This window comes from Streptomyces sp. NPDC026500 (assembly GCF_055567635.1).
Window position 1 is genome coordinate 15,685 of the sequence record NZ_JBVHQB010000013.1, and the last position, 19,729, is coordinate 35,413.

The window sequence follows — 19,729 nt, forward strand, 5'->3', positions numbered from 1 at the left end:
AGGACGGGGACGTGAACCGCGCAGCGGTACCCGTCGGCGCCCGTCCCGAGGCAGTCGCACGGATGGCGGACGCCGTCGAAGGGCACGGAGATCGCCGGGCGCGGACCCTGAATCCGGCGGTCGTGCCGACGGCGACGACTCCGCTCCGGCGGACGTCTCCGGAGGACGGACTGCGCGCGTTCCAGGCACCTGCCTCCGTCACCGTGCCCGTGGCCGTGAACGCCTCGGGCGGCTACCACCTGGTCATCAACCCCAGCGGCGTACGACGGTCGGCGAGGGGCGGCCGGACGGGTGGGCCGGGATGCGCGCCCGTGGCGAAGCGCTGCCCGGCGGGGGCCGGGCCGGCGTCAGGCGGACGCCTGCTCGGGGATACGGGGCTTCGCCGAGCCGCCGACATGGCAGAGCAGCAGACAGACGTCGTCGTCCCGCTGCGAGTCGCGGAGCATCGGATCCAGGATCCGGTCGGCGGCGCCCTCCAGATCGTGGTCCAGATCGGCCGCGCGCTCCCCGGACAGTGCCTCGGCCAGCCGCCGGATGCCCGGGTCGATGCCCAGGGCCCGCCGTTCCACCAGACCGTCCGTGTACAGCGCGAGCGTGGATCCCGGCGGAAGCTGCGCCGTGTGGTCCTGGATCTCCTGGTACAGCGGGATGCCCAGCATGGCACCGGGTCTGGCGTCCAGGACACGCACATCGCCGTCCGCAGTGCGCAGCACCGGCGGCGGGTGCCCGGCGGCGGCCCAGGTGACGGTGGTCTCGTCCGGGTGGAAGCGGGCGATGACCGCCGTGGCGTACAGATCGGGCTGGAGATGGTGCAGGAACACGTGCAGGCGGGTGAGGAGCCGGCCCGGTGTGCCGCCGTCGACGGCGTACGCCCGCAGGGCGGTGCGCAGTTGGCTCATCATGACGGCCGCGTGCAGTCCGTGGCCGGTGACGTCACCCATGACGGCGACCAGACCCCCGTCGGGCTGGCGGAACGCGTCGTACCAGTCCCCGCCGATGTTCAGACCGTGGGTGGCGGGGAGGTAGCGCGCGGCCAGGCTGAGCCCCGGTGTCGTGGGAAGGTCCGTGAGCAGGGCCCGTTGCAGGGTCTCGGCGATGTCCCGGTTGTGCTCGAAGCGCTGGGCGTGGTCGATCGCGATGCCGGCCCTGCGGGCGAGCTCGACGAGCATCACCGCGTCGTCCGCGCTCCACCGCTCCCGCGGCGGCGTCAGCGTCACCACGCCGAGGGGCGTGTGCCGGCTCGGCAGCGGGATGCACAGCAGCGGCTGCTCCGGGTTCAGCGCGGAGGGAGGCTGGTCGTCGACGCCGGGCAGACCGCTCGGATGGTCGGCGGCGTACTGCGGGCGGCCGGTGCGGGCGGCGGCGACGGCGGCCGCCGGGTGGGCGGCGTGTCCGCGGGCCTTGGCGTCGTCGGCGAAGAGCCATACGTCGACGCTCCGGGCGTAGTCCGGCACGAGCAGCCGCGGCAGACGGTTCAGGATCTCCTCGTGGTTGAGCGAGGCGGTGAGGGCGGCGCTGGCGTCGGCGAGGAAGGTCAGTCTGCGCCGGGCGCTCTCGGCTTCGGTACGGGCTTTGCGTTCGGCGCCGAACAGTTCGCGCTGGACCCGGCCGGCCGCGTCGAGTTCCGCGTGCAGCGCGAGCACGCCCTGGTTGGTCTGGTGCAGTTCCTCCCGGTGGAAGGCGACCAGCCGTTCCTGTTCGGTGAGTTGGTCGAGCACCCGGGAGGTGTCGTCGTCGGCGCTGAGGAGGGCGTCGGCGAAGGCCGTGCGGTCGCGCGGCACCCGGGGTACGTCGGCGTCGTTGTCGTGGCACGGTTCCGGGACTCCGACACTCGCCTGCCAACTCGGCCTGCTCTCCGCCCCGTTCGACCCCGCGTCGACGGTGACCGTGAGCCGGCCGGCGCGCCCCGCCGTCGAGGGCACGGTCGTGCGCAGGGTCAGCCGCCAGCAGCCCCCCTTGACCAGGCACTGCCGCAGCTGCGCGCTCAGCGCGGTGACCAGCCGGGTGCGCTCCACCGTGGAGACGCCGTGCGCCGCGGCGAGCCGGGCGGCGGCGATGCGGGCACGGGCGGCGTCGTCGACCGTGGTGATCTGCCAGGTATGGGTCATGATCGGTGATCCAGCGGGGTGGGGGTCAGTACGGCCACGGTGGTGTCGTCCCGCACCGGGCGGGCGGCACTGCTGGAATCCCGCACGATCACGGCGGCGGTGACCGCGGGGTCCCAGGAGGTCAGGGGGGCGAGGGGCGGGGGAGTCCAGCGGCTGGGCAGGCCGTCGCTGTGGAGCACGAGCAGGCTGTCCGTGGTCCAGGGCAGCCGGCACTGCGGCAGGCGGGCCGGACGGTGGGCGCCGACGATCCCGGGGTGGGACAGCAGCGGACGCCAGCTGTCGCCGGAGCGCAGCCTGGCTCCGATGTTGCCGATCCCCGCGAAGTCGAGGTGCTGGGTCGCGAGATCGAGCCGGGCCACCGCGACGGCGGCTCCCCGGGTGTCGCGCAGCGCCGTGTGCAGGACTCCGAGCAATTCCGCCGGCGGCAGATGCGCGAGGTGGCGCAGTTGTTCCACGGCCGTTCCGGACGCCTTCGCGGCTGCCGGGCCGTGACCGAGGCCGTCGGCCAACAGCAGCGTGATCCGGTCGCCGGAACGGACACAGGCCCAGGCGTCGCCCGAGCACGCGGCGGCCGCGAGGGGGATGTTGATGCCTCCCGCACGCACCGGTCCGCTCGTGTCGGGGAGGCGGTGTCCGGGCCGGTCCCTGCGGGCCGCGTGGACCCGGGCCAGGGCGACGGTGCCCCGGCCCGGCACGGTGTGCACCTCGAAGTGGTCGGCGATACGGCGACAGGTGCCGAGCCCCGCGCCGAGCGAGGACGTCGTCGAGAATCCGTCGCGCAACGCGGTCGTGAGGTCGGCGATGCCGGGGCCGTGGTCGATCGCCGCTATCTGGAGGGCCGGGCCGCGCCCGGTGCCGGGGTCCGCCAGGTCCGCGTCCACGGTGTCGATCAGTATCTGTCCGCCGCCCCCGTGCTTGAGCAGGTTCGTGGCCAGCTCGGTGGCGACGAGCGCGGCGACGGCCGTACGGTCGCGGCCGAGTCCGGTGTGGTCCGCCGCGTCCTCGGCCGCCACCCGGACGTCCCGGACACGGGTGGAGTCGTGGACGGGTACGTCCCAGACGCGCGTCATCGGCTCTCCTCACGAGGGCGCGGGGCGCCGGCGGTCCAGCAGATCACGGTCACGGCCGTGCCCTCGCCGGGACGGCTGTCGATGGAGAACTCGTGCACCAGGCGCCGGGCTCCGCCCAGCCCGAGGCCCAGGCCGCCGCCGGAGGTGTAGCCGTCGCCGAGTGCACGCTCGATGTCGGGGATGCCGGGGCCCTGGTCGGAGAAGGTCAGGCGCAGCCCCCGCGCGGCCCCCGTCTCCAGGACGGTGGACTCGACCTGGCCTCCTCCGCCGTGCACCAGGGTGTTGCGCGCGAGTTCACTGGCCGCGGTGACCAGCTTGGTCTGATCCACGAGTCCGAAACCGAGCTGGGCGGCTGCCAGGCGCACATGCTGGCGCACCCACGCGAGATCCATGTCACTGCGGATCGGCAGGCAGGCGGTGACACGGCCGGAAGTGTCCGTCACGGGCTCTCCTGCCGTGTTGGGCTGTGGTGAAGGGGCGTCGACGCCGGGGAGAGCAGGCGCATGGCTTCCTCGGCATTGAGCGCGGTGCGCAACCCCGGCAGGGTGAGGCCCAGTTCGACCAGGGTGATGGCGACAGCGGGGCGCATGCCCGCGACCACCGTCTGCGCGGCGAGCAGCTTCGCGTGGGCCGCGACCTCGGCGAACACGCGTCCCAGGAACGAGTCGACGATCTCCACCCCGGAGATGTCGATGACCACACCGGTGACGGAACTCGCCGCGATGGCCTCGCCGATGTTCCGCTGCAGCTGTTCGGCCGCTTCGTCGTACAGGTCGCCCTGCAGCGTGACCAGGAGGACGGTACCGAGCTTGAGCACGGGCACCTGGGCGCCCGAGGAGCCGGCGATGGGGGCGCTCACCGTGCGCTCTGGCCGGAACGGTCCTGGTCGACGACGGCGATGCCCTGCCGGTGCAGGGCGTACGCGAGGGCGTCGGCGAGGCTGGCCCGGGTGACCACCGTGCCGAGGTCGATGCCGAGGTGGACGATGGTCTGCGCGATGGCGGGCCGGATGCCCGAGACAATGCACTCGGCTCCCATCAGGCGCGCCGCGGCCACGGTCTTCATCAGGTGCTGGGCCACGAGGGAGTCGACGGTCGGCACCCCGGTGATGTCCAGGATGGCGAACCGGGCCTGCTGGCTGACGACGGCGTCGAGGAGGCTCTCCATCACCACCTGGCTGCGCGCGCTGTCGAGGGTGCCGATCAGCGGGACGGCGACCACACCGGTCCACAGCTTGATCACGGGCGTGGCCACTTCCAGGAGTTGGAGGCGTTGCCGGTCGATGAGTTCCTGTCCGGCGCTGAGCGCCGTCTCCAGCACGACCAGGCGGAGCGTTCCCAGCAGCGCGGTGAGGGTGACCGCGCACTCCTCGGCGAGCTCGCGGGGGCTGTCGGCGAGGTCGGCGCTCAGCAGTTCGGAGGCCGCGGGGCGCAGTGCCGCCACCTCGTCGGCGATCCGGGCCGAGGTGGCACCGGTGCGCGCGCGGGAGGCCGCCATTCGCCCCAACTGGTCGCGCACGGTGGCGAACCCGGCGGCCCCGAGGTCCTCCACCCGGCCCGCGACCGCGACCGCGGCGAGCGCCTCGACGACGGCCCGGCCCGCCTCCACCGCCTCGTCCCGGGAGACGGTGAAGACGGTGCGGAACAGCGCCTCGTCGGCCCAGCGCTGGGCGATCTGCTCGCGGCGCCGACGCAGGAAGTCACCGACCTCTTGGGCCGACGACTCCTGATGTACCGCTGTCTGGTGGTCCGCCACGTGTTCTTCTCCTAGGTAGTGCGTCGTGCCGACATCCGGGATCCGCCGTCCGGCGCGATCTCTTGTCGTACGACAACTGTATTCATGGTCCGAGCGTGCACGGCTCCCGCTCACGTCACGGGGATCGCGCGCGGTACCGGCCCGGCCGGCCGGGGCCCGTGCGCCGCCCGGGGCCGGTGGGCGGGCCGGCGTGCGGCCGGTGGCGCGTGCCGGTCGAGGCACACCACGAGGGCGTCGTCCTCCGGTCCGGGCCCGCCCCGGTGACCGGTCGGCTCCCTGAGGACGGCGCGGGGCACCTCCGTCGCGGGCAGCAGGCGGGTTGAGGTGATCGGCCTGGCCGGGGCCTTCTCCCCGCACGTCTCCCCGCCGGGCCCGGCGACGCCGTGGACACCGTCGCTGACGAGGAGTCGCCTGGTCGGCGAGAGTCGCCTGGTCCTCGATGGAGATGCCCGCACGGCGTGCGTTGCGCAGGGCGTCGATCCCCGGGTCGGTCGGCAGTGAGTGCGGAAGGATCGACACGGGCCGGAGCTCGGTGAACCCGTGGTCGGCCTCGAGGAGTTCGACGGACCCGGCCGCGTAGTGACGGCACAGCACGTCACGGACCGCGTCCGGCAACCGGTGGGGGCCGCGGTGCGCAACATCCGCTCCGCGGCCGACAATCTGTTCACGATGTCGGATACGCCGTTCTTCCACTAGTACGATGCCGGGTCCGGGCTCCGGGGGAGCCGGCCCATGACGCGTGGGCGCCGGTATGTGCCGGTTGGTTCCCGTCGAGCCCCCGACAGGCTGACAGTGCCCTGGAAGACTGGGAGAGTGAGACGGTGACTTCGTCCCGCCCGCGTCCGCAGCCCGGTGAGGTGGCTCGCGTGACCGCTGAGGCGGCCGAGCTGTTGGAGATTCTCTGGGGGCGCGCCTCGACGGCTCCCGTCTCCACGTCCCAGCTGCGGGTGCTGTTCGTCCTGGAGCACGACGAGGGGATCAATCTGAGGACGCTCGCCGAGGCGCTCGGCTCGACGCCTCCCTCGACCAGCAGACTGTGCGACCGGCTGCAGGCCGTGGGGTTCATCGAACGCGTACCCGGCGCCATCAGCCGCCGGGAGCTGAGGCTGTTCCTGAGCGCCCGGGGCCGGACCTTCCTCGCGGAGCTGCGCGCACGTCGCGAGCACGCCGTGGAAGCGGTCCTCGCACAGATGCCGGCCGGTGACCGGACCGCACTCGTGAAGGGGCTGGCGGCCTTCTGCGCCGCCGCGGCGGCACAGCTTCGCGAGGGCGACGCGATGGACGCCCGCTCCGCCTGAACGGCGCCTCGGCCCGGGACCGGAACCGGCCGCCGACGGTCCGCGCGGCGCGGTCGCCGCGCGGGAGCGGACCGCCTCACCCGCCGCGCCAACTCAGGCCCCCTCGCCGATGTGGGCGAGTGCGGCGTCGACGCCGTCCAGCGACGCGATCGTGCGGCTGACTCCCGTGAGATCCAGAATCCGCCGGACGACCGGCGCGGGCGACACCAGGCACACGCTCCCTCCGGCGCGTCCGGTCGCGTCGTGCGCCTTGAGGAGGGCGTTGAGGCCGGAGGAGTCCATGAAGGGGACCGCGGACAGGTCGAGCAGCAGGTGCCGCCGCCCGCCGCGTATCTGGTCGGCGAGCCGGTCGCGCAGTTGGGGGGCCGTCTCGACGTCCAGTTCCCCCGCGACAGTGACCAGGGCGATGCCCTCGCCGCACAACGTCACGTCAATGGACACAGGAGCTGGTTCGGCCGGCACGGTTACCTCCTAGGGGGTCCTGACCCGTCGGGTTCGATCCGGCGCTGGGCACGCCGGCGAGCAGATCATCGGTTACCCGCCGAATCGAGGCGCACACCTCGGGTTTCCTCCCTTGCTGGTCGGCGCGGCCCTGCCCACCGGTTGCGACCCTCGACTCTCCCTTTCCCGTATTACCTCTGACACAGAGATATGTCGGCTGTGTGGAGTCGGAGGGTTTTCCCGAGGCCCTGGCCGACGCCTTGGCCGGACTGCAGCGGCTGATCAGAGGGCGGCTGCGCGTCGGTACGACCGGACCGCGGCTGCGCGGAGCCGAGGTCGACCTGCTGCGGCTGGTCGTCGACCGGCCCGGCATCGGTGTGTCGGAGGCCGCCAAGGAGCTCTACCTGGCGGGCAATTCGGTCTCGACGCTGGTCAACCAGCTGGTCCGGGACGGCTATCTGATCCGGGAGACGGATCCGGCCGACCGGCGTGCCGCACGTCTGCTGTCCACACCCGCGGCCGATGCCCGGCTGCGCGACTGGCGGCAGCGGCGCGCTGTGCTCGTACGGAGCCAGGTGCCCCGTCTCGACGACGCCGACCGCGCCGCCCTGCAGGCCGCCCTTCCCGCCCTGCGCAAGCTGGCGGCGAACCTGCACGAGGAGGCCGAGGAGACATGACGCGGCACGAGAGCGGACGGAGGTCCCCCGCACGGCGGGGGAGCCCGGCGGCCGACGGTGGAGGGCCGACCGCGGGCGGCGACGCGGCGGAGGCGGCCAGGACCCCGGTCCCGGCCGCCGGAACGGGCGCCGGCGGCGCGGACGCGACGGTCCCGGCCCCCGGCGGTCCACAGGCAGGTAGCCGTACGACTTGAGCAGGTCCGCGGCGACGCGCTGAGCCCGCATGCTGGTGGTGTGCAAGGACGCCGAGACGACGGCGCGGTGCGCGACGCTCAAGGCGTGTCGTGCAGCCTTGTTGTTGCCGAGTACTACAGCCGGAGATCATGCGACGAGGGTCTTCGTTCGTCGTTGACCGGGCGTGATGCAGAGTGTGACGGCTGAGCAGATAGCCGGGTGGGACGCGGCGCTGACCGAACTGAGCGGCTCGATGGGGCGTTTGTTCAACCGGCCGGAGCCTCGGGTGGTGTTCGCGCAGTTCGTCGCGGGGCTGCTGGCGGAGTTGCCGAGGAAGAACGTCAACGATACGACGTTGCTGCTGGACCTCGACGGGGTGTCCGTCATACACGTTGAGCGGCTTGAGGACGGTACGCGCCGGGTCCATCTGGCCACGGCGGACGCCTCGGCCAGGGCCTGCCCGGTGTGCGGGGTGTTCGCGTCCCGGGTGAAGGGGGCGGCGACCACCCGCGCGTGATCTCCCGTACGGTGAGCGCCGCCTGGAGTTCTTGCGGCACAAGCGACGCTGGTGGCGCCTTGTGTACCGGCATTGACCCAGGCCATCACCATGCCCCTGTTCTTCGGCTCCAACGCCCTCTACCCGGTGGCGGTCATGCCCGGCCGGCTGCAGGCCGTCAGCAGGGTCAACCCGCTCAGCTACCAAGTCGACGCCCTGCGCGGCCTGTTGCTCGGCACCCCCGCTCACCTGCCCCTCGACTACGGCGTCCTGACCGTCGCCGCGGCCTTCGGTATCTGGTCCGCTTCCTCGTTGCTGGGCCGACTGGCCAGGTGAGAGCGGGTCCCGGACCCGGCCCGGAGGGGCGTTGCTCGAGGCTGTCGGCAACGGCCAGATGAGGCACGTCCCCCACCTGCCGTCCGGACCGGCCGATGCGGCAACCCCACGATCTCGAACAGCTCTCGCACCCTGCCGACCAGCACAACATCACCCCGCAGGGCCAGGCCGAACACCCGGACTGCCCCCGCATCCTCGTTGCCTTCGACGAGGCCCCGGGCCCCCTCCGGGCCCGCGACGTCTGCGAAGCCCTCGACCACGAACCGCTGCCCAAGAACATCGAAGGCACCCGCGCCAAGCCGAAACGCCTGGTCAAGCCCGGCATCCTCACCGAGATCAACACCGGCGACCTCGCCGGGCAGCAGTAGCCCGTGCTCCCGCGACCGACAGCTCTGCCGCAGTTGTGGCCGCCGAAGACCATTGCCGGTCTCCGGCGACCCGGCAGCCGGTCCTGTGAGAGTCGGTCGGCCTCATCACCCCGTGGCGACGCGCCAAGACCGATCTGCCGAGGCCCGGGCCACCTCGGCGTCGTACTGCCCGGCCTCGAAGTGAAATGCCGGAGGCCGTGCTTCACCTCCAGGCACCTGCCAGTCGGACCACTCCACGATGCCCCCGTGCCGCTGCACGAACACCGAGACGCGGCCGCAGCATCCGCCCGTGCACTCGGGCTCCCCCAACACCACACGTCTTCCCTCTGCGGTCGCCCACAGCGGGCCGCGACCGTCGGCGGGCAGTGCCTCTTCCACGAACGGGCCACGGCCTCCCTCGCCGACCGGCTCTGCCACCACGTCTTTGCCGTCGATCCACAACCGCAGCTGAGCAGCCCATCGGGACCCTGGTGGCAACGTCCTGATCTCCAGCCGATTGAGCATCGAATCATCCTAGAGGCCGGCTCTGACCTTCGGCCGGGCCGACTGCCAGACCCAGAAAGGACATCAGCTCACGAACCGCCCTCTTGGAGATCGACTCATGTGGCGAGTCCGCGGTAGGGGACGAGGGGCAGGCGATGCCGGTGAAGGCCAGGAAGTGCATGGCCTGCGCATGTGGCGGCGGTGGAGGCGGCGGCATCCGGCGAGCCTGGCCTCTTGGTGTGCTCGATGGCCCAGCAGTGGCGTCCCGGCCGTTCGGAGGACTCGATGCCTTCGTGGGCGATGCGGTGTCGGACACCGCGGCTGCGTCACCACACCAGCGCCGGCGAACCCTCCGTGCGTCTTCGCGTCGGACCGCCCACCACAGCCCATCGTGGTGATCAGCAGCAGCGTGGCGACTGCGCCGCCGGGCGCCCTGATACTCGATCGCATCTGGGCGCTCCAGCATTTCTCCCAACTGGTGCCGCCAGTGACCTTGGGGATCGGTGTGGGTACGCGGACCGTCCGATCGCGCCGACGCAGCAGCGATCCAAGCCGGCCGACGAGCGGCGAGGCGCCCTCAGGCGGAGCGTGTGCGGCGGGAGTTGGCCCATAGAAGAAGTGCGGCGCCGGCTGCGGCGGCGAGGAGTACGCCGCCCGCGGCCCAGGCCACCGTGCCGGTGCGGGATGTCCCGGCTGAGTGCTTTGCAGCTTGCTGAGAAGCGCAGGCTTTTCCGGGTGCGGCGGGGGCGATACGCAGACGGGCCCATGGTTTGTCGGGGCCGGTCTGGTCGACGTCGTGCCGGTAGACGACGTAGATGCCGGGTGCGGAGTCGCAGGTCAGGGTGGTGGTGGCGGTCAGGACGGCTTTGGCGCCGCGCAGGACGGGGCGGTCGGTGAAGGCGCGGGAGGTGAGGGTGATATCTCCGTCCGATCCCTCGTCGTCGTTGTCCGTGATCGTAATGCGGCTGCCGGCCCGGAAGGTCCGCACGTCCCATTCCGACTGGGGCCACGTTCTGTCCGGAGCCCAGCGCTCCTCCAGCCTGGGCGGAGGCAGTTTCCTGGCCTTGTTCCGGCAGGCGCGGCGTGCCGCCTCGTCGGCGGGTTTTACGCGCACCTGTGCCCATCGGAACGGATGCTCGTCCGGGCCCACGTCTCCGGCGCCGCGTTGCGTCACCGGGTAGGTGCCAGGCCGGGCGTCGCAGGCGATGGTGACGGTGGTGGTCAGCACCGGATGCATCATGCGCAGCTTCCCTGCCGCAACGAACGCAGGGGAGTTGATCGTTGCGAGGTAAGTGGCATCGCTGGCCGCGGTGTTGACCGTCAGTGTGTCGCCGGGATGCACCGAGCGGACACTTCCGAACGGGAGCGAGGGTCCGGGCGGCGAGGCCGAGGCCGGCCCGGCTGCCAGGAAGGGGAGCAGGAGAGGGAGTGCCGCCCACGCGGTCTTGCGGAGTCGGTCCATCGTTGCACCCTGTCCTCGTATTTGATGCCATGTCGGTTATCGCTCACTAGTGCGCTATCGCCACCCGATTGAACATATGTGCGGGTTCTGGGTAGTTCAGGGCCCGCTCACTGTTCGGCCCTCTTCAAGACGGAAAGGCATCTTCTTGCGTTCCAGATGCAGATGGATTCAAGCCCTTGCGCTCGGACTGGGTGCAGGAGTTCTCGGCGCCGGGACGGCATGGGCCGGGACAGGTGATCCGTCACCGGTGGTCTCCGTCCCACCGACGGCCTCCGCATCACCGAAGACTCCCGGCACCGGGCCGCAGGTCCCGCCGACGCTGTCCCCGCCGTCGTCGACGGTCGCGGGGGCCGTCGACCCGACCGACTCCGCCACCCCCTCGGACGCCTCGACGCAGCCCGCCGAGCCGTCCCCCTCGCAGTCTGCCGAGCCGACCATCTTTTCCTCTCCCACGGACGGAGCGAGTCTGAGCGAGGAGGAGAAGTACGCGGATGCAACCCTCGAGCGGAGCGCCCAGCATTGGAGATGTGAGCAAGTTGGTGGCTGTCTGCAACGGTCTTTGTGGATGGTCGCACCCAGTCGCCGTGGTCTGCCGAGCACGGCGAGCGCAGACGGGAGAGACATCATGGCCAAGCCCGACGCAGTCTTCATCTATATCGGCACCTATCCGAGCGAAGCCGCGGCGCGAGCCGACTACGACATCGTCAAGGATCTTCACTCGGCCGGTGCGGTCGGTACCTACGACGCCTCCGTGGTCACCAAGGACGAAGCCGGCAAGGTCCATGTGAACAAGGACGAGACGGCCACCAGGCATGGGGCGTGGGGTGGAGCCGCCGCAGGGGCTGTCGTCGGCTTGCTGTTCCCGCCGGCGGTCATCGGCACCGCGCTCGTCGGCGCGGCCGTGGGAGGTGTGGGCGGCCACCTGTGGCGCGGAATGTCGCGAGCGGACGTCAAGGAGTTCGGCGAGATCATCGACGAAGGGGAAGCCGCCCTTGTCATTGTCGGCGCGAGCACCCTCTCGCAAGCTCTGGAGAAGGCCGAGCTGAAGGCCGAGAAGCAGATCGCCAAGGAACTCGATGTCAGCACGAACGACATCGACAAGGCGGTGCAGCAGGCAGCCACCGAGGTCGCCTGATCCGCCTTGTTCCCGTCGTGGAGCGGGGCCCTGCCGGGCTTGCCGCCCGCGGCAGGCCCCCTTCATGCGCCGTTCCCCGGCCGCGGTGGCGCGTCCGGAGGCGGCCAGGAGCGCGAGCAGGGCGAGGAGGATGAGGACGAGTAGCAGGATCGTCAGGGCAGTCGGGTGGTTCCAGAGCGCGAAGACCAGAGCCACGATCAGCAGTGCGGCCAGGGCGATCCAATGGCGGTGTGCCTGGGTCCAGGTTCCCGCCCGGCCGGTGCGGACCTGATGGGCGTACGCCCATCAGGCGACGGAGTCCACGGCGCGTTCGGACGGGCCCCGGACCGCGACCGGGAGGAGCGTGTGCCCGACATCGGGATGCTCGGCCAAGTCATCGCGGTCACCATCGGCCTCAGCGCACCTGTTGCACGGAATGTCCGCTCCGTTCTTCGCGGGCCGTTACGGCAACTGGTACGACGCCGCACTCGCCGCCAACCCGGGGCTGCGGGAAGCCCAGGCACCTGCGGATGTTCTAAGAAGCCGGTGAGCGGGCCGCGGCGCCTGCGCTGACGGGCGCAGCCCGCGCCGCCATGCGGGGTGCCCGGGGCGGATCTACCGTTGAGGGGAAGCCCGGCGCTCGCGGATGCTCGATGCACCGCCACCGTTGCTCACCCGGCGCCGGAAGCCCACGGGAAGGCACCCAGACATGGCCACTGCGTCGGAAACCCCTGTCCTGGACACGCTCGCCGCGATGACGGTCGACTCGATCGAACGATGCGGGCTTGCCCCGGACATGCTGCTGCTCACGCGCATCGCGGCCCTGGCCGCCTCGGAGGCTCCGCCGATCTCCTACATGGCTCATATCGGCCCCGCCATGGAAACAGGCATCACCGCGGCCCAGTTGCAGGACGTCCTGGTCGCCATCGCTCCCATCGTGGGCACAGCCCGCGTCATGACGGCGGCGGGCAACATCACAGCAGCGCTCGGCATCGCCATCGCTGTCGCCGACGCCGAGATCGAGGCCCAGGGCTGAGACCGACCGCCACCAGGAACAGACAATCGACACGGCTTGCCAAGTGAGGGGACCACGACAGCCCTCCGACTGCCGTGGTCCCCAGGGGCGTCAGAGCCAGGCAGGAGAACCGCCGATGCCCCAGCAGAAGGTCGGCCGTGATCTGTCCCGTGACAAGGAGCCGGGCCGTCTCGCTGCGCGGGCACCGCATCCTGTTCGCGGAGCTGAACGCGTCCGGCGAACTCGACTGGACCCGCGTGTGCGTGGACGGCTCCCACGGCCGCGCCAAAAAAGGGGAGACGCGACCGGTCCGTCGCCGGTCGAGCAGGCCCTTCGCCCTCCTCCACCAGTTCAAACGCCTCGCCATCCGATGGGAACGACGCCTCGAACTCCACGACGCCTCCGTCTCCCTGGCATGCGGCCTCATCTGCTGGCGACGCCTCAAGAAGGCCCACCCATGATCCTGTTACGAGCTCTTTAAGGTCTTCGGGAAGCGTCGACGTTGTTGTGTATGCAGCTCTGCCCAGCCGTCGTTGATGAGCAGTGATGAAATTCGATCCTCGATGCATCTGGTGCGGCAGAGGTGTCGTTTCCCGGCGGCCAGGCTTGACGCGCGGCTGCGGCAGGCGCGTTGCGCTCACCCGCACCGGGGTCTTGGAATCCGATTGCGCCCAACTCGACGCCGACGAGCGTCGTCAGGCCATCCGCCGAGCAGGCCCGTACCCAGACCGAGCGTGGGTACGAGGCGGTTACGTCGAGGTCCAATCCACTGCACCCGCGTACGGCACGCACCGCCACGAAGCCGTCCGGGTGACCCGGGCCGTCCGCGCCGTTGCTAGGCAAGCACGTTGACGGCCCGGGCGACGACGAGTCCGAGGATCAGCAGGGAGACGAGGGACTGAACGCCCATGACGATCTTTGCCCAGGGGGCCAGTGGCATGACGTCGGTGGGGCTGAAGGCGGTGGCGTTGGTGAGCCCGAGGTAGAGGTAGTCGATGAAGCGGGGGCGCCAGTCGGCAGCGTTCAGTTCGGGGCTGAGCTGCTGGGGAAAGGCGAGTGCTGGTGTCGGAGACATGTGGTGGGCGCGGGCGGCGGCACCTCCGCTGTCGAGTTCGAAGTAGAGCAGGGAGAAGGCCAGGACCGTACCGGTCCACACCGTGCCGCCGGCCTGCAGCAAGCTCACGGCGGAGTTGGTCTCCTTTCCGCCGTGGACGAGGTCGTCGACGAGGCGAGCGGTCGACCAAACGGCGCTGAGGGCCAGGACGCCGACGAGGGCGATCGACACGGTCCGCAGGACTGTCGAGCGTCGGCTGATCCGGCGGGGGTCGCCGGCGATCAGTACCAACAGAAGCAGCCCCTCGATGAGAGGGAGCACCCAGCGAGGTGCCGGACGAAGGTCGTCGGGGAGCAGCATGGTCAGCGCGATCGCTGTGACGACTGCCGCGGCCATCGGCCAACGGGATTCGCCGAATGACACATGCCGACGACGAACCCCGGGCGGGTTGCTTATGGGATGTCGGTTCGCACGAGTGGCGGTCTGGCGGGTTTCGGGGGTCAGCCTGCGACCTGGATCTCGCTTCCGCAGGGCGCGCCGCGACAAGGCTGGTGAAGTCCGGACCCGCACGGGCGGCCACCTCTTCCGCAGGGGGCGAACTGCACATTGCGTAAATATCTTGCGCCGGGTCCGCTGTGCAGGCATCTCCGACTCGCGGGCTGCTCTCCCTGTGGGGCCCATGGGAGGCGCCGGCCGCATACGGTCGGCGTCCCGCACGCACCCGCGGTGTTCGGGAACGGAGCGAATCCCTCAAACGGATGACCATGGTCTTTCGCGAGCACGGGTTGTCGGCCGCCAGGGAATCAGTCGGTTTGTCTGGGCGGCTGGATCAGCCTGCGGTGCGATGCGATGCGGTGCGATGGGTGTGGGCGGATGAGTCCCTCTACCCGGTGGCCGTCATGCCCGGCCGGCTCCAGGGCCGTCAGCAGGGTCCACCCGCTCAGCTACCAAGTCGACGCCCTGCGCGGCCTGCTGCTCGGCACACCCTCGAACCTGGCCCTCGACTACGGCGTGCTGGTCGTGGCCGCGGCCCTCGGCGTCCTGTCCGCCTCCTCGCTGCTCGGCCGGCCGGCCAGGTGAGCCGGCGGCCCGGGCCGGGTTGATCGATTGGTGAGGCCGGGCGGTCAGGCTTAACGTCGATGGAGTGAACATCCATGTTCACCGCTGACCCGAGATGCAGGGCCATCCCCCATGACGGCCGATCACGTGACATCCTCCGAGTCTGCCGAGTCCCCGCAGCGGGGACGAGGCAGCGGTATGGCGCTCTTCATCCTCGCCTCGTGTCAGCTGATGGTGGTCCTCGACATCACCATCGTGAACATCGCGCTGCCGCACATCCAGACCTCGCTCGGCTTCTCGACCGAGAACCTCTCCTGGGTGATCAACGCCTACACGCTGACCTTCGGTGGTCTGCTGCTGCTCGGCGGACGCTCCGGTGACATCCTCGGCAGACGCCGGGTCTTCATGTTCGGCGTGCTGCTCTTCGCCTTCGCGTCGCTGCTCGGCGGACTCTCCCAGGAATCCTGGCAGTTGCTCGCCGCACGCTCGCTGCAGGGCGTCGGCGGGGCCATCGCGTCGCCCACCGCCCTGGCGTTGATCACCACGACCTTCCGTGAAGGGCCCGAGCGCAACAGGGCGTTCGGCGTGTTCGCCGCCGTCTCCGCGGGCGGCAGCGCGATCGGGCTGCTCGCGGGCGGCATCCTCGTCGAGTGGCTCGACTGGCGCTGGGTGTTCTTCGTGAACATCCCCATCGGCCTGCTGATCGTGCTCGCCACCCCCCGCTACATCAAGGAGTCCGAGCGCCACCCGGGCCAGTTCGACTTCCTGGGCGCCATCACCTCCACGCTGGGCATGGTGCTGATGGTCTACGGCTTCATCCGGGCCTCGGAGAAGGGCTGGAGCAACCCCATCACCCTCGCGGCCTTCGGGGCGGCGCTGGTCTTCCTCATCGCGTTCGTCGCCACCGAAAGGCGGTCGAGACAGCCCATCACGCCGCTGTGGATGTTCCGCGACCGCAACCGCGCGGGCGTCTACGCGATGATGCTGAGCCTGTCCGCCGCCATCTTCGGGATGTTCTTCTTCCTGACCCTGTTCGTGCAGAACATCCTCGGGTTCAGCCCGCTGCAGGCCGGCTTCGCCTTCCTGCCGGTGAGCGCGATCATCGCGGTCGGCGCGGGATTCGCCTCGAACCTGCTGCCCAGGTGGGGTCCCAAACCCTTCATGGCCGTGGGCGCGGTCCTGTGCGCCCTGGGCCTCGGCTGGCTGACACTGACCGACGTCGACAGCACGTATCTCGGCAGCATCCTCGGACCCACCCTGGTCTTCGGATTCGGCATGGGCCTGCAGTTCGTGTCGCTGACGCTGATGGCGGTGTCCGGAGTCCAGCCCAAGGAGACGGGTGCCGCCTCCGGCATCCTGAACGCCACCCAGCAGGTCGGCGGCTCCCTCGGCCTCTCCGTGCTGGTCACGGTCTTCGGCACCGCGAGCCGCAACGAGGCCACGAGCCAGGTCGCGAACTTCCTGTCGACGGCGACCCCGGCGCAACGGCTGCAGTTCCGCAGAACGGGACAGCTGCCGGCGCCCTGGAGCCAACAGGTGCTGACGTCCGGCATCTCGGGAGCGTTCGTCGCGGCCGCCGTCTTCGCCGTCTTCGCCGCGCTGGTCGCCCTGATCGTCATCCAAGTGCGCCCCTCCGACCTGGAGCGGCTCCAGGGAGGCGCCGCTTCCCTCACACCCGCTGACGGATCCGGCGACGCGGCGGGCGCGTCGGCGCGCGGCACCGACGGGGAAGCCGGAGGCCCGTGAGGGACCGTCCGATCCCGGCCGCACCCGGTCCGCTCACCCCAGCCGACTCCCGACGCTGACTCCTGCCCGCGGGAGATGAGCCCGGTGGCTTCCAGGCGGGTGGCGGGCCTGCGCCCGGTCGAGTCGATCCCCGAGTTGTCCGGGAGGCGCCCTGAGCCGCCGACTCAGGGCAGCGGCTGTTCCGCCCAGATGACCTTGCCCTCGGGTGTGTAGCGGGTGCCCCAGCGGTCGGTGAGCTGTGCGACCAGGAACAGGCCGCGCCCGCCCTCGTCCGTCGTCGCCGCGTACCGCAGATGCGGTGAGGTACTGCTGGCGTCGAAGACCTCGCAGATCAGCGCGCGGTCCAGCAGCACGCGAACCCCGATCGGCCCGTTCCCGTAGCGGATCGCGTTGGTCACCAGCTCGCTGAGGATCAGCTCGGTGGTGAACGCCATCTCGTCGAGCCCCCACCGCGCCAGTTGCCGGCTGACCGAGGCACGCACCTCGCCGACGGCGGCCGGTTCGGACCTCACCTCCCACGAGGCGATCCGGTCGGCACCGAGGGCGTGGGTACGGGCCACGATCAGGGCGATGTCATCGCTCGGCCGGGCCGGCAGAAGGGCGTCCAGAACGGCCTGGCAGGTGTCCTCCGGCGAGCGGTCGGCCCCGGCCAGCGCCGTGCGCAGCAGTTCGAGTCCGACGTCGATGTCCCGTTCCCGGTCCTCGACCAGGCCGTCCGTGTAGAGGACCAGTCGGCTGCCCTCCGCCAGTTCCAGCTCGGCCGTCTCGAACGGCAGACCGCCCAGGCCGAGCGGCGGGCCGGCGGGAACATCGGGGAACTCGACGCTGCCGTCCGGACGGATCACCGCCGGCGGCGGATGTCCGGCGCGGGCGACCGTGCAGCGCCGGGTCGTCGGGTCGTAGACGGCGTACACGCAGGTGGCGCCCGTGACGGCGGCTCTGCCGTCGTCCGTCGTCTCGTCCTGGTCGATACGGCCGACCAGCTCGTCCAGGAGTCCGAGCAGCTCGTCGGGCGGCAGATCGAGCGCGGAGAAATTGTGGACCGCCGTACGCAGCCGCCCCATCGTCGCGGCGGCCAGCAGTCCGTGGCCGACGACATCGCCCACGACGACGGCGACCCGGGCGCCGGGCAGCGGCAGCACGTCGAACCAGTCGCCGCCGACCCCCGCCTGCGCCGGGAGATAGCGGTAGGCGAGGTCGAGGGCGCTCTGCTCGGGCAGCGTGCGCGGCAGCAGGCTGCGCTGCAGGGTCACGGCCATCGTGTGCTCGCGGGTGTAGCGGCGCGCGTTGTCGATGGAGACCGCCGCGCGGGCGACCAACTCCTCGGCCAGGGCCAGATCCTCCACGTCGAAGGGTTCGGGCTTCTCGGAGCGCCAGAAGTTGACCACGCCCATGACCAGGGGCCCGACGCGCAGCGGGACGGTGATCAGGGAGTGGATTCCGTAGTCGACGACCTGAGCGGTGCGCTGGAGGTCCTGGGCCAGCCAGCCCGGGGCGCCGCCGAGATCGGGTTCGACGACGGCCTCGCCGGTGCGGAGGCTGTGGGCCTGAGGCGTGGAGGGGACGAACCCGATGTGCTGGCCGACCGGATAGAGCGGGGCGTCCTTGCGGATGCCGCCGGAGGCGGTGCGGCGCAGGCCGGCGCCCGCGTCCGGCTCCTGTCCGTTCAGTACGGCGTCGGCCAGGTCCACGGTGACGAAGTCCGCGAACCGGGGGACGGCGACCTCCGCCAGTTCCTCGGCCGTCCGCGTGACGTCCAGGCTCGTACCGATGCCCACCCCGGCGTCATAGAGGAGTTTGAGCCGCTCGCGGGCGATCTCGGCCCGGCCGGAGAGCGCGCGCAGTTCGGTCGAGTCACGGAGTGTCGCGACGCTGCCGGCCGGGCCGCCCTGCAGGTCCGTGGGCCGCTGGTTGATGGCCAGGAGCTGGTCCCCGACCAGGTGCACCTCGTCCGTGGCGACGCGCCCGGAGGCCAGCAGCTCGGCGGTGCCGGCGTCGAGGCCGAGTTTCTGGACGTGCTGTCCCTCGGCGTCCGCGGGGAGGTCGAGCAGGCGGGTCGCCTCGTCGTTGGCCAGGAGCAACTGCCCCTCATCGCCGACGATGATCACTCCCTCCCGGACGGAGTGCAGCACGGCGTCGTGGTGCTCGTACATCCGGGTCATCTCGTACGGGCCGAGGCCATGCGTCTGGCGCAGCAGGCGCCGGCTCACCAGCGCGGTGCTGGTGGTCGCCAGGGCGAGCGCGATGCCGGCGGCGCCCAGCAGCAGGGGCAGCTGGCGGTCGGCGGCGCCGCCCACGTTCGCCGTGGTGATCCCGGCCGACACCATGCCGACGACCTTGCCGTCGGGTGCCTTGATGGGGACCGTGGCCTGCACGAGCGGTCCGAGCGTCCCGTTGATCTGCTCGGTGATGGAGTGCCCGGCCAGCACAGGTGCCGTGGTCCCGACGAACTTCTTTCCGATCCGGTCGGGCTTGGGGTGGGTGTAGCGGATCGCGTCGGTGTTCAGCACGACGATGAAGTCCACCTTCGACGCCTTGCGGGCGGCTTCGGCGCTGGGTTGCAGCAGGGCCGTGGGGTGCGGGGCGTTGAGCGCCGCGCGCGTGCCGGGCGCGTTGGCGAAGGTCTCCGCGACGGCGAGCGAGCGGTTGCGGGCCTCCTGGGTGCTGTCGTGCCGTACCTGGAGCACCAGTGCGACCGCCGCGGCGACGACCAGGAGCAGCACGATCACCACTTGCAGGACGAACACCTGTCCGGCGACACTGCGCCCGCTGAGCGCGGAACGAAGCCCGTTGGACGGGCCGCGCCTGTGCTTGCCTTCGTGTGACCCACGCTGATGGTGCGCTGTGTTGGGGCGGCGGGTCGACTGAGCCCGGGTTCGACCCAATAGTCCGACCATGTGCTATGTCTACACTGCCGGACGCCTGGTGGCGAGGGGCATCACGCACAGTGAGCGTTTGCCGTCCCGCTCGTGGGGCAGGTCGCAGTGTTGGTCCTGCGCGGACGACGCTGCTCTCGCGGGCGTCTGGCCGCATGATGGGAGACGTATCTTTCCACCCGGATTTGTCGCTTCGG

At 71.0% G+C, this 19,729-nt stretch carries 18 protein-coding genes and 3 pseudogenes; 11 read left to right on the forward strand and 10 right to left on the reverse strand.

Translation table 11 applies throughout. The features are described from left to right. Positions 1 to 347: 347 nt before the first annotated feature. The 6 genes and pseudogenes from ACZ4N5_RS23440 to ACZ4N5_RS23465 all read right to left on the reverse strand — a co-directional run. Entirely contained in the window at positions 348 to 2,108 is a 1,761-nt protein-coding gene (locus ACZ4N5_RS23440; RefSeq protein WP_467759010.1) for a PP2C family protein-serine/threonine phosphatase, read from the reverse strand. Further along, positions 2,105 to 3,178 carry a SpoIIE family protein phosphatase gene (locus ACZ4N5_RS23445; RefSeq protein ID WP_467759011.1) on the reverse strand — a complete coding sequence of 358 codons (1,074 nt, stop codon included), beginning with the start codon at positions 3,176 to 3,178 and terminating at the stop codon, positions 2,105 to 2,107. The genes ACZ4N5_RS23440 and ACZ4N5_RS23445 overlap by 4 nt, the downstream gene beginning before the upstream one ends. Next, positions 3,175 to 3,570, reverse strand: coding sequence for an anti-sigma regulatory factor (locus ACZ4N5_RS23450; RefSeq protein WP_467759209.1), 396 nt, complete (start codon positions 3,568 to 3,570; stop codon positions 3,175 to 3,177). The genes ACZ4N5_RS23445 and ACZ4N5_RS23450 overlap by 4 nt, the downstream gene beginning before the upstream one ends. 47 nt (positions 3,571 to 3,617) lie before the next feature. Next, a complete protein-coding gene (locus tag ACZ4N5_RS23455; RefSeq protein ID WP_467759012.1) occupies positions 3,618 to 4,037 on the reverse strand; it encodes an STAS domain-containing protein in 420 nt (139 codons plus the stop codon). Then, on the reverse strand, positions 4,034 to 4,933 hold the full coding sequence (locus tag ACZ4N5_RS23460; protein WP_467759013.1) for an STAS domain-containing protein: 900 nt from the start codon (positions 4,931 to 4,933) through the stop codon (positions 4,034 to 4,036). The genes ACZ4N5_RS23455 and ACZ4N5_RS23460 overlap by 4 nt, the downstream gene beginning before the upstream one ends. Positions 4,934 to 5,043: 110 nt before the next feature. Beyond that, positions 5,044 to 5,346 (reverse strand): annotated as a pseudogene (locus ACZ4N5_RS23465) (phosphatase); the annotation flags it as partial. A 127-nt stretch (positions 5,347 to 5,473) separates the two neighbouring features. On the opposite strand from ACZ4N5_RS23465, the gene ACZ4N5_RS23470 reads away from it, so the two are divergent. Together ACZ4N5_RS23470 and ACZ4N5_RS23475 are read left to right on the forward strand one after the other, a co-directional pair. Then, entirely contained in the window at positions 5,474 to 5,629 is a 156-nt protein-coding gene (locus tag ACZ4N5_RS23470; protein ID WP_467759014.1) for a hypothetical protein, read from the forward strand. Positions 5,630 to 5,799: 170 nt separating this feature from the next. Beyond that, positions 5,800 to 6,231, forward strand: a complete 432-nt coding sequence (locus tag ACZ4N5_RS23475; protein WP_467759015.1) for a MarR family winged helix-turn-helix transcriptional regulator — start codon at positions 5,800 to 5,802, stop codon at positions 6,229 to 6,231. Between the two features lie 93 nt (positions 6,232 to 6,324). On the opposite strand, the gene ACZ4N5_RS23480 is transcribed toward ACZ4N5_RS23475, so the two are convergent. Next, the gene (locus ACZ4N5_RS23480) at positions 6,325 to 6,672 is read right to left on the reverse strand and encodes an STAS domain-containing protein (RefSeq protein ID WP_467759016.1); all 348 of its coding nucleotides are present in this window, start codon (positions 6,670 to 6,672) and stop codon (positions 6,325 to 6,327) included. A 221-nt stretch (positions 6,673 to 6,893) separates the two neighbouring features. Between ACZ4N5_RS23480 and ACZ4N5_RS23485 the strand changes: the two genes are divergently transcribed. From ACZ4N5_RS23485 to ACZ4N5_RS23500, 4 genes and pseudogenes are all read left to right on the forward strand, one after another. After that, complete coding sequence (locus tag ACZ4N5_RS23485; protein ID WP_467759017.1) at positions 6,894 to 7,349, forward strand: MarR family winged helix-turn-helix transcriptional regulator; 456 nt, start codon at positions 6,894 to 6,896, stop codon at positions 7,347 to 7,349. Positions 7,350 to 7,719: 370 nt separating this feature from the next. Beyond that, the gene (locus ACZ4N5_RS23490) at positions 7,720 to 8,040 is read left to right on the forward strand and encodes a hypothetical protein (RefSeq protein WP_467759018.1); all 321 of its coding nucleotides are present in this window, start codon (positions 7,720 to 7,722) and stop codon (positions 8,038 to 8,040) included. A gap of 78 nt (positions 8,041 to 8,118) precedes the next feature. After that, a pseudogene (locus ACZ4N5_RS23495) lies at positions 8,119 to 8,355 on the forward strand (ABC transporter permease); the annotation flags it as partial. Between the two features lie 95 nt (positions 8,356 to 8,450). Next, positions 8,451 to 8,723 carry a hypothetical protein gene (locus tag ACZ4N5_RS23500; protein ID WP_467759019.1) on the forward strand — a complete coding sequence of 91 codons (273 nt, stop codon included), beginning with the start codon at positions 8,451 to 8,453 and terminating at the stop codon, positions 8,721 to 8,723. A gap of 1,060 nt (positions 8,724 to 9,783) precedes the next feature. Here ACZ4N5_RS23500 and ACZ4N5_RS23505 read toward each other — a convergent pair. Then, positions 9,784 to 10,668 (reverse strand): hypothetical protein, encoded by an 885-nt coding sequence (locus ACZ4N5_RS23505; RefSeq protein WP_467759020.1) that lies wholly within the window; start codon positions 10,666 to 10,668, stop codon positions 9,784 to 9,786. A 625-nt stretch (positions 10,669 to 11,293) separates the two neighbouring features. On the opposite strand from ACZ4N5_RS23505, the gene ACZ4N5_RS23510 reads away from it, so the two are divergent. From ACZ4N5_RS23510 to ACZ4N5_RS23520, 3 genes are all read left to right on the forward strand, one after another. Continuing rightward, positions 11,294 to 11,803, forward strand: coding sequence for a DUF1269 domain-containing protein (locus tag ACZ4N5_RS23510; RefSeq protein WP_467759021.1), 510 nt, complete (start codon positions 11,294 to 11,296; stop codon positions 11,801 to 11,803). 688 nt (positions 11,804 to 12,491) lie between these two features. Beyond that, a complete protein-coding gene (locus tag ACZ4N5_RS23515) occupies positions 12,492 to 12,818 on the forward strand; it encodes a carboxymuconolactone decarboxylase (protein WP_467759022.1) in 327 nt (108 codons plus the stop codon). A gap of 149 nt (positions 12,819 to 12,967) precedes the next feature. Then, the gene (locus ACZ4N5_RS23520; protein WP_467759023.1) at positions 12,968 to 13,258 is read left to right on the forward strand and encodes a hypothetical protein; all 291 of its coding nucleotides are present in this window, start codon (positions 12,968 to 12,970) and stop codon (positions 13,256 to 13,258) included. 374 nt (positions 13,259 to 13,632) lie between these two features. Here ACZ4N5_RS23520 and ACZ4N5_RS23525 read toward each other — a convergent pair whose 3' ends face one another. Beyond that, a complete protein-coding gene (locus tag ACZ4N5_RS23525; protein ID WP_467759024.1) occupies positions 13,633 to 14,247 on the reverse strand; it encodes a hypothetical protein in 615 nt (204 codons plus the stop codon). Between the two features lie 482 nt (positions 14,248 to 14,729). On the opposite strand from ACZ4N5_RS23525, the pseudogene ACZ4N5_RS23530 reads away from it, so the two are divergent. Both ACZ4N5_RS23530 and ACZ4N5_RS23535 read left to right on the forward strand, forming a co-directional pair. Further along, a pseudogene (locus ACZ4N5_RS23530) lies at positions 14,730 to 14,931 on the forward strand (ABC transporter permease); the annotation flags it as partial. Positions 14,932 to 15,042: 111 nt separating this feature from the next. After that, complete coding sequence (locus tag ACZ4N5_RS23535) at positions 15,043 to 16,656, forward strand: MFS transporter (protein ID WP_467759025.1); 1,614 nt, start codon at positions 15,043 to 15,045, stop codon at positions 16,654 to 16,656. Between the two features lie 164 nt (positions 16,657 to 16,820). Here the strand turns inward: ACZ4N5_RS23535 and ACZ4N5_RS23540 are convergent, their stop codons facing one another. Continuing rightward, complete coding sequence (locus ACZ4N5_RS23540) at positions 16,821 to 19,553, reverse strand: SpoIIE family protein phosphatase (protein WP_467759026.1); 2,733 nt, start codon at positions 19,551 to 19,553, stop codon at positions 16,821 to 16,823. Between the last annotated feature and the right edge of the window lie 176 nt (positions 19,554 to 19,729).

Bases quoted from the DNA above. Each gene is read 5' to 3' on its own strand.
- ACZ4N5_RS23440 (WP_467759010.1), bottom strand. From the start codon at position 2,108: ATGACCCATACCTGGCAGATCACCACGGTCGACGACGCCGCCCGTGCC.
- ACZ4N5_RS23445 (WP_467759011.1), bottom strand. From the start codon at position 3,178: ATGACGCGCGTCTGGGACGTACCCGTCCACGACTCCACCCGTGTCCGG.
- ACZ4N5_RS23450 (WP_467759209.1), bottom strand. From the start codon at position 3,570: ATGGATCTCGCGTGGGTGCGCCAGCATGTGCGCCTGGCAGCCGCCCAG.
- ACZ4N5_RS23500 (WP_467759019.1), top strand. From the start codon at position 8,451: ATGCGGCAACCCCACGATCTCGAACAGCTCTCGCACCCTGCCGACCAG.
- ACZ4N5_RS23505 (WP_467759020.1), bottom strand. From the start codon at position 10,668: ATGGACCGACTCCGCAAGACCGCGTGGGCGGCACTCCCTCTCCTGCTC.
- ACZ4N5_RS23510 (WP_467759021.1), top strand. From the start codon at position 11,294: ATGGCCAAGCCCGACGCAGTCTTCATCTATATCGGCACCTATCCGAGC.
- ACZ4N5_RS23515 (WP_467759022.1), top strand. From the start codon at position 12,492: ATGGCCACTGCGTCGGAAACCCCTGTCCTGGACACGCTCGCCGCGATG.
- ACZ4N5_RS23525 (WP_467759024.1), bottom strand. From the start codon at position 14,247: ATGGCCGCGGCAGTCGTCACAGCGATCGCGCTGACCATGCTGCTCCCC.
- ACZ4N5_RS23535 (WP_467759025.1), top strand. From the start codon at position 15,043: ATGACGGCCGATCACGTGACATCCTCCGAGTCTGCCGAGTCCCCGCAG.
- ACZ4N5_RS23540 (WP_467759026.1), bottom strand. From the start codon at position 19,553: ATGGTCGGACTATTGGGTCGAACCCGGGCTCAGTCGACCCGCCGCCCC.